The organism is Archangium sp. (assembly GCF_057119385.1).
In genome coordinates, this window is record NZ_DBNGVP010000177.1 from 1 (window position 1) to 7,575 (window position 7,575).

Sequence of the window (7,575 nt, forward strand, 5' to 3'; positions counted from 1 at the left end):
ACTTCCAGGGTGCGTTCCACTTGCCCGGAATCGGTGTTCCACATGGCCGGAATGGGCGTTCCACTTGCTCCGGAATCAGTGTTCCACTTGCCCCGGAATCGGTGTTCCACATGGTCCGGTGCACGCACCCACGGGCGCAAGTCCTTCACCTATCCCCTGCCCGAGTGCGAGCAGGTCCCCCGGCCCGCGCTCACCCTGGTGCCCGCCTCCCCCGGCGCGGACGTCCGCCTCGAGCCCCGGAGCGCCGGCTCCTGGCGGCCCGAGTTGGAGGCCTCCTGGGCGGCGGGGACGTCCCGGGGGCTCGACGCGCGCGCCGGCCTCGTCCCCTGGGGCGACGGCTCCCTGGGCTTCCTCCAGGTCCGGGCGGAACGGCTCTCCGAGGCGCCCGCGCGGGCCCGGGTCGTCTTCGTGGTGGATGCCTCCCACAGCGTGGGCCCCGCGGGCATCTCCCGCCAGGTGGAGCTCGCCGGGGAGTACCTCCAGTGGCTGCCCGATGCGGCGGCCGAGGTGGTGGTGTTCCGCCGCTCCGCCGAGCGTCTCTTCGGACGCCTCATCCCCGCCTCGGAGTGGAAGACGGCGCTGGCCACCCTTCCCCCCGAGCGGCTCGCCCCCGGCAATGGCTCGCACCTGGACGAGGGGCTGAAGCTCGCCCAGCGGGTGCTCGCGGAGGGCAGCGGGCCCGCGCGCGTCCTCGCCCTCACGGACGGGCTGCTGCGCCAGGCCTTCGAGCCGGTGCCCCCCGCTCCCTCCACCGCGGCCCCGGATGCCGCCGTGCACCTGCGGCGGCTGCCCCTCCGCACCGGCGTTGCCGCCCCCCACGAGAAGCTCTCCGGGCCCCTCGTCCGGGACGCCTGCGGCACGCAGCTGCCCTCCTACGCCCGCGGCCTGGAGCCGCTCGTGCGGCCCCTGCGCTGGGAACGGGTCCACCTCGAGGACGAGCACGGCCTCCGGCTGACGGAGTTGCCCGCGATCGAGGAGGGAGAAGGGTTCCAACGCTGGCTGCCCAGCCCCCAGACGCCCCTGCGCGGACTGGTGATGCGGGGAGAGCGCTGGGGCTGTGCCGCCTCCCAGCCGGTGGCTCCCGATGACACGCTGTCCGCCGACCTCGTCCGCAACGCCTGGTCCACCCTGCACGTCGAGTCGTGGAACCGGAATCCTTTGAACGCCAACGAGGAGGACCGCCCTCCCGAGGAGGCGGTCGAGCAGCTGGCGCGGGAGGGCGACTGGGTCTCCCCCACCCGCTCGTTGCTGGGGGTGCCCTCGGGCGCGGGACCCTCGACGGCCCGGACGCACGCGCTGCCGGACGGGGTGACGCGAGGCATCATCGGAGGCGTGGTCGGCGGCACCATCGCCTGCCCCATGGGGTCCCTGTCACCGCGGGCGGCCCCTCCGGAGCGCCAGGAGGCGGTGGCACGGCTCCTCCAACCGGCCTTCTCCACCTGCCTGGGCGCGGGAGGCCACGCCTCGCTCCAGGTGCGCGTGGAGGCCACGGGGGATGAGATCGTCGACGTGGAGGTGACGGGCGCGGCCTCCGAGCCCCAGGCCTCGTGCGTGCGCGAGGCCACCTGGGCCCTCCGCCTGCCTGCCCTCTGCGATGACGGCTCGGCGGAGACCTACACGCTCACCCCGCGCCGCTAGACGCGCGACTGGCGCGAGGAGGCCAGCGACACGACGGCGGAGCGCAGCTCCTCCAGGTCCGCGGAGTGGTCCATGAACCAGGCGCCGGGGACGCGGGCGATCTGCTCGCGCAGCCGGGGGTTGGTGAAGGGGCTGTAGAGGATGACGGGCACGTCCGGGTTGCTGGCGCACAGCCGCTCGAGCGCCGCGAGCCCGGCATCGCCCAGCATCCGCGCATTGCAGAGGATGAGCTCCGGCGCCTGCCGCTGCCCGGAGAGCAGCTCCCCGGCGAGCAGCTGGACGGCATCCCGCGCGTCCTCGACCACACCGACCTCGAAGCGCTCGTGGGCGAGCATGTCGCACATGAGCTGGCGGCGCTCCTTCAGGTTCTCGATCAGCAACACCTGACCGTGAAACACCACCGGACGCCTCCGGGACTCGCCCCGGAACATGGCCCGGCCCGCCCTCGACGCCCCCTGCTGATTCACCACCGCACTGGATTGCATGACGACCCTTCCCCTTGCTCTCGACCGGCCGCTCTACAGCACGAACCGTGCCGACGCCCCGTGCGCCGCGCCATAGCACGGCTTCACCCGGAATGACTAAACATCCCAGACAGGTCTGACCAGCCCGTGTGGCAGGGAAGAACGCCACATGTGGCGTTCCGCCACAGCGTCTGGGATTTCCACGACAGACCCACAGGACTCGAGCCGGAAGCGGCTTCTTCTCAGGTGCCGAGACGGGTGGGGAGCAGCATCTCAGGAGCCGAGAGGAGCGGAGGAAGGAGACTATACAAGTCACCTTTCGCCTGCTACTGCTCAGGTCATGCGCTCCCCAGACTTCGAACCTCTCTCCCTTCGGCCCGCGGATGAAGTCGCGGGCTGGCGAGTGCACCACCTCTGGCGCCAGGACGACTTCAGCGTCACCTGGAGCGTGGAGCGGGACGGCGAACGCCGCCTGCTGCGCATGGCCCTGCGGCCGCCCGGCTCACGCGAAGGCCCGAAGATGGAGCGGTTCCTGGAGCGCGAGGCGGGAGCGCTGCGGCGCGTGCAGCACGCCTGCGTTCCCCGGCTGCACGAGGACGGACGCTGGCCGGACCCGGTGCACGGATTCCGCTACCTGCTGATGGATCATGTCGAAGGAGCGGAGCTGACGGACATGAGGCGCCGCGGTGTCACGGCGCTGCAGATCACACGGATGATGATGCAGCTGGCCCAGGCGGTGGACGCCATGCGCCGCGCGGGCGTCAACCATGGCGCCATCGGGCCGAAGAACATCCTGATGCGTGACGCGGACTCGCCGCCCATGCTGGTGGACTTCAGCCTCGCCGACTGGCCGGGCAATACCCACCCGCCCGAGCACTACCCGCTCGCCGGATTCGGAGGGCTCGATACGTTCCTGCGGGAGAACCCGGACATCGGCTTCCAGGTGATGCCCCTCATCCGCGGCAAGCGCTACCTGTCCTGAACCGCCTCCCCGGCTGAGCGGACGGGCAGGCCCGGCTCCTCCGCGTCGCGCCGGATGGCCCTGTCACAACCACGGTGCGCCGCCTCCTCCCAGGTGGGACCCGCCACCGGGAGAGACACGGGATGCGTCGTTGGGTGCGGATGATGGCAGTGGGGTGGGGACTGGCTTGCTTGCAAAGCGTGGGTTTCGTGGCGCCTGCCCTCGCGAACCCTGGTCCGAACGGGAACGGCGCGCCGCCCGCCCAGGGGGTGGACGGTGGCGCCGCTTCCCGCGCGGCCTCCGAGGAGCCCTTCCTCGGCGTCATCATTCCCCATGACACCGTGAACGTGAGCACCCGCTTCGACTCGCGGCTGGAGAAGCTCGAGGTCGAGGTCGGCCAGCACGTCCACGCGGGCCAGGTGCTCGCACGGCTGGACACCCGCTCGCTGGGGCAGGAGCTCGCGGCGGCCGAGGCCAGCCTCCAGGGCTCGCGCGCCGAGGAGCAGGCCGCCCGCCTGGCCCTCTCCGAGGCTCGCGCGAAGAAGGCCCGCTACTTCACCCCGCGCTCCCTGGAGCTGGGCGTCTATTCCCAGGAGGAGCTGGACAAGGTGCGCTACGAGGAGAGCACCGCCAATGCCCGCCTGCAGGCCGCCCGGGCGCAGACGCTCCAGCGGAGCGCCGAGGCCACCGAGCTGCGGCAGAACCTCGAGGACGCCACGCTCGTGGCGCCCTTCGATGGCGTGGTGGCCGCGAAGCTCACCAGCCCCGGTGCGCGGCTGGCGGCGGGACAGCCCGTGCTCAAGCTGCTCGGCACCGGCGGTTGGAAGGTGCGCTTCGCCGTGCCCGAGGACGCGGCGCGGCGGCTCCAGCCGGGTGGCCCCGTGGAGGTGAAGGCCGTGCAGCCCGGCCTCGCGCTCGAGGGCACGGTGGAGAGCGTGGCGCCCGAGGTGGACTCCGCGGCCCGGCTCGTCTTCGCCACCGCCACCTTCAACCAGCCACCGCCGCCCGAGGTCTCCACGGGCATGGTCGTCCACGTCCGTCCGGGGCCCTCGCAACAGCTCGGTGGGCGGGGCACCGGCGGCTCCGCGCCCACGGGAGCGATTCCCTGAATGGAAGCCACACAACGCACCCGCATCTTCCGCGAGGAGGCCCTGCGCCACCACGAGGGCTCCCAGGAGGACGGGGACCTCCTCCGCATCTCTCCCCGGTGGACCCGGTGGACGTACTGGTTGCTGCTCGCCCTGGTCGTCTGCGCCGCGCTCTACTCGGTGCTCGGCACCATCCCCGAGTACGCCTCGGGCCCGGCCATGGTGAAGGTCGAGGGCCGCAGTGATCTCACCCCCCAGCTGCCGGGAATCGTCGCCTCGGTGGAGGTGAAGCCCGGGCAGCGGGTGGAGGCCGGACAACCCCTGGTGAACTTCGTCTCCCAGGACGAGACGGCCTCGCTGGAGCGCATTCAACGGGAGTTCGAGCTGCAGCTGGTGCGCGTGCTGCAGGATCCGGCGGACGAGGCCGCGCGCCAGGCCCTCACGTCACTGCGCGCCGAGCGCGAGCTGGCCGAGGCGCGGCAACAGGCCCGGACGCTGAGGGCCCCGCACGCGGGCGTGGTGGGCACCCTGCGCGTGCGCGAGGGCCAGTACGTCAACCCGGGAGAGAACGTGGTGTCCGTGGTGGGGGATGACGTGCACGTGACGCTGGTGGCGCTGCTGCCCGGGGGCTACCGGCCGAGGCTCGAGCCGGGCAAGCCGCTGCGCGTGGAGCTCAACGGCTTCAACCACGAGTACCAGACGTTCACCATCGACTCGGTGGGAGATCAGATCATCGGCCCGAGCGAGGTGCGGCGCTACCTGGGCGCGGACACGGGGGATGCGATCAACCTGTCGGGCCCGATGGTGCTGGTGCAGGCGCGCATCGACTCGCCCACGTTCACGATCAAGGGAAAGACGTTCAACTACTTCGACGGAATGCTGGCCCAGGCGGACGCGCGGGTGCGCAAGGAGCGGATCCTCGTCACGCTGATTCCGGGCCTGAAGGGAGCACTGGGACATGAGGACTGACGCCGTCCGGCATCCGGGGCTCACCGAGCGGTTCCCCGCGTTCCGCAACCTGCGGGTGAAGGGCCGCGAGCGCCGCATCCCGCTGGTGCGCCAGTTGACGGAGATCGAGTGCGGCGCCGCGTGCCTCGCCATGGTGCTCGGCTACCACGGCAAACCCCTGCGCCTGGAGGAGGTCCGCCAGGCGATGGGGACGGCGCGGGACGGGGTGTCGGCGCTGGACATCCTGCGCACGGCGCGCACCTTCGGGCTGCGCGGGCGCGGCGTCTCCGTGGACGAGGAGGCGCTGCACTACCTGCCCACCGGCACCATCCTCCACTGGCAGTTCTCGCACTTCGTCGTCTTCGAGAAGCTGGGACGGGACGGCGTGCACCTGCTGGACCCCGGGCATGGCCGGCGCAAGGTGTCGCTGGAGCGCTTCCGCCAGTCCTTCACCGGCGTGGCCCTGCTGCTGGAGCCGGGCGAGAGCTTCGAGACGGGCAAGAAGCCCCGGCCGCGCTCGGCCGCGAGGTACGCGCTGCAGGTGCTCCAGCAGTCGCACGTCCTGCAACGCATCATCGTCGTCTCGCTCATCCTGCAACTCTTCGCGCTGGCGGTGCCGGCGCTGACGGGGCTCATCATCGACCGGGTGGTGCCTCGCGGAGACAAGGAGCTGCTGCTGGTGGTGGGCCTGGGCTTCATCTCACTGGCCGGCTTCCAGCTGCTCACCTCGCTCATCCGGAGCCACCTGCTGCTCGAGCTGCGCACGCGCATGGACTCGAACATGACGCTGGGCTTCCTGGAGCACATGGTGAGCCTGTCCTACGCCTTCTTCCAGGTGCGCGCGGCGGGAGACCTGATGCAGCGGCTCAACAGCAACGCCACCGTGCGGGAGATCCTCTCCTCCAGCACGCTGTCCGCGCTGCTCGATGGGGCGCTGGTGATCATCTACCTCGGGCTGCTGTTCCTGATCAGCCCGGCCATGGCGTTGATCGTCCTGGGGCTGGGCAGCCTGCAGATCCTCATCCTCCTGCTCTCCACGAGGCGCCAGCGCGCGCTCATGTCGGAGAACCTGGAGGTGGAGGCGAAGAACCAGAGCTACCAGATCGAGATGCTCACGGGCATCCAGACGTTGAAGGCGTTCGGCGTGGAGCACCAGGCGGTGCAGCGCTTCTCGGAGAGCTTCGTCAACGTGCTCAACGTGTCGCTGAAGCGGGGCCGGCTGACGGCGTGGGTGGATGCGCTCACGGGGACGCTGCGGCTGGTGGCTCCGCTGGTGCTGCTCACCTGCGGGGCCCTGCTGGTGCTGAAGGGGACCATGTCGCTGGGAACGATGATGGGGCTCAACGCGCTGGCCGTGGCCCTGCTGGTGCCACTGGGCAACCTGGTGACCACGGGCAGCCAGCTCCAGTTGCTGCGCAGCTACATCGAGCGCATCGACGACGTACTGGACACGCAGCCCGAGCGGGACGCCTCCAAGCCGGGCCGGCAGGTGAAGCTGCGAGGGGGCATCGAGCTGGACCGGGTGTCGTTCCGCTACGCGTCCACGTCGCCGCTGGTGGTGCAGGACGTGTCGGTGAGCATCGAGCCCGGCCAGTCCGTGGCGATCGTCGGCCGCTCGGGCGCGGGGAAGACGACCCTGGCCAACCTGCTGCTCGGCCTGTACCTGCCCACCTCCGGGCGCGTGCTCTTCGACGGGGAGGACCTGACGGAGTTGGATCTGCACTCGGTGCGCGGCCAGGTGGGGGTGGTGCCGCAGGAGCCGACGTTCTTCAGCTCCACGCTGCGGGGCAACATCGCCATCACGGACCCCACGGCCCCGCTGGAGCCCGTCATCGAGGCGGCCCGGCTGGCGCACCTGCATGGCGACGTGATGAACATGCCCATGGGTTACGACACGCCACTGGTGGACCGGGGTGCGTCGCTGTCGGGAGGGCAGCGGCAGCGGCTGGCGCTGGCGCGGGCGCTGATGCAGAAGCCGGCGGTGCTGCTGCTGGACGAGGCCACCAGCGCCCTGGACGCCATCACCGAGGCGAGGGTGCAACAATCGCTGGCATCGCTCCAGTGCACGCGCGTCATCATCGCCCACCGGCTGAGCACGGTGGTGGACGCGGACCTCATCCTGGTGATGGACGAGGGCCACCTGGTGGAGGCGGGAAAGCACCAGGAGTTGCTGCTGCGTGGTGGCATCTACGCGGAGCTGGTGCGCGCCCAGATGCGCAGCGGCGGCCGGGTGGAGTGAGTCCCACGTCCCGCGTCACCCATGTCTTCCACGAACTCCTTCCAGGTGCCTGCTTCGGATTTCCCGGAGCAGACATCATCCGCGGTGAGCCTCCCGGGCGCGCACCGCGCGAACTTGGTCGGGTAGACCGGGGAGTTACCTCCCCGGCCCCCCACGGATCCGGACGTGCGGAATTCCCGCATCCGGCTCTTCGGCTCATGGACTCACTGCGAGCGGAAGCCCATCTCGCACCCTGCG

The 7,575-nt window shown here is 70.9% G+C and carries 6 protein-coding genes; 5 read left to right on the top strand and 1 reads right to left on the bottom strand.

What is annotated here, in order from left to right:
* Nucleotides 1–87: 87 nt before the first annotated feature.
* Nucleotides 88–1,638: a vWA domain-containing protein gene (locus AC16DP_RS41690; protein WP_329725849.1), complete on the top strand. Its 1,551-nt coding sequence runs from the start codon at nt 88–90 to the stop codon at nt 1,636–1,638.
* Here the strand turns inward: AC16DP_RS41690 and AC16DP_RS41695 are convergent.
* Nucleotides 1,635–2,123: a response regulator gene (locus tag AC16DP_RS41695; protein WP_329725848.1), complete on the bottom strand. Its 489-nt coding sequence runs from the start codon at nt 2,121–2,123 to the stop codon at nt 1,635–1,637. The two genes, AC16DP_RS41690 and AC16DP_RS41695, sit on opposite strands and share 4 nt — an antisense overlap.
* 382 nt (nt 2,124–2,505) lie before the next feature.
* Between AC16DP_RS41695 and AC16DP_RS41700 the strand changes: the two genes are divergently transcribed.
* The 4 genes from AC16DP_RS41700 (at nt 2,506) to AC16DP_RS41715 (ending at nt 7,338) form a co-directional block, all read left to right on the top strand.
* Nucleotides 2,506–3,084, top strand: a complete 579-nt coding sequence (locus tag AC16DP_RS41700; protein WP_329725847.1) for a serine/threonine-protein kinase — start codon at nt 2,506–2,508, stop codon at nt 3,082–3,084.
* A 188-nt stretch (nt 3,085–3,272) separates the two neighbouring features.
* Complete coding sequence (locus AC16DP_RS41705) at nt 3,273–4,172, top strand: efflux RND transporter periplasmic adaptor subunit (RefSeq protein WP_329725846.1); 900 nt, start codon at nt 3,273–3,275, stop codon at nt 4,170–4,172.
* On the top strand, nt 4,173–5,120 hold the full coding sequence (locus AC16DP_RS41710) for an efflux RND transporter periplasmic adaptor subunit (protein ID WP_329725845.1): 948 nt from the start codon (nt 4,173–4,175) through the stop codon (nt 5,118–5,120).
* Complete coding sequence (locus AC16DP_RS41715; RefSeq protein WP_329725844.1) at nt 5,110–7,338, top strand: peptidase domain-containing ABC transporter; 2,229 nt, start codon at nt 5,110–5,112, stop codon at nt 7,336–7,338. The genes AC16DP_RS41710 and AC16DP_RS41715 overlap by 11 nt, the downstream gene beginning before the upstream one ends.
* Nucleotides 7,339–7,575: the final 237 nt, after the last annotated feature.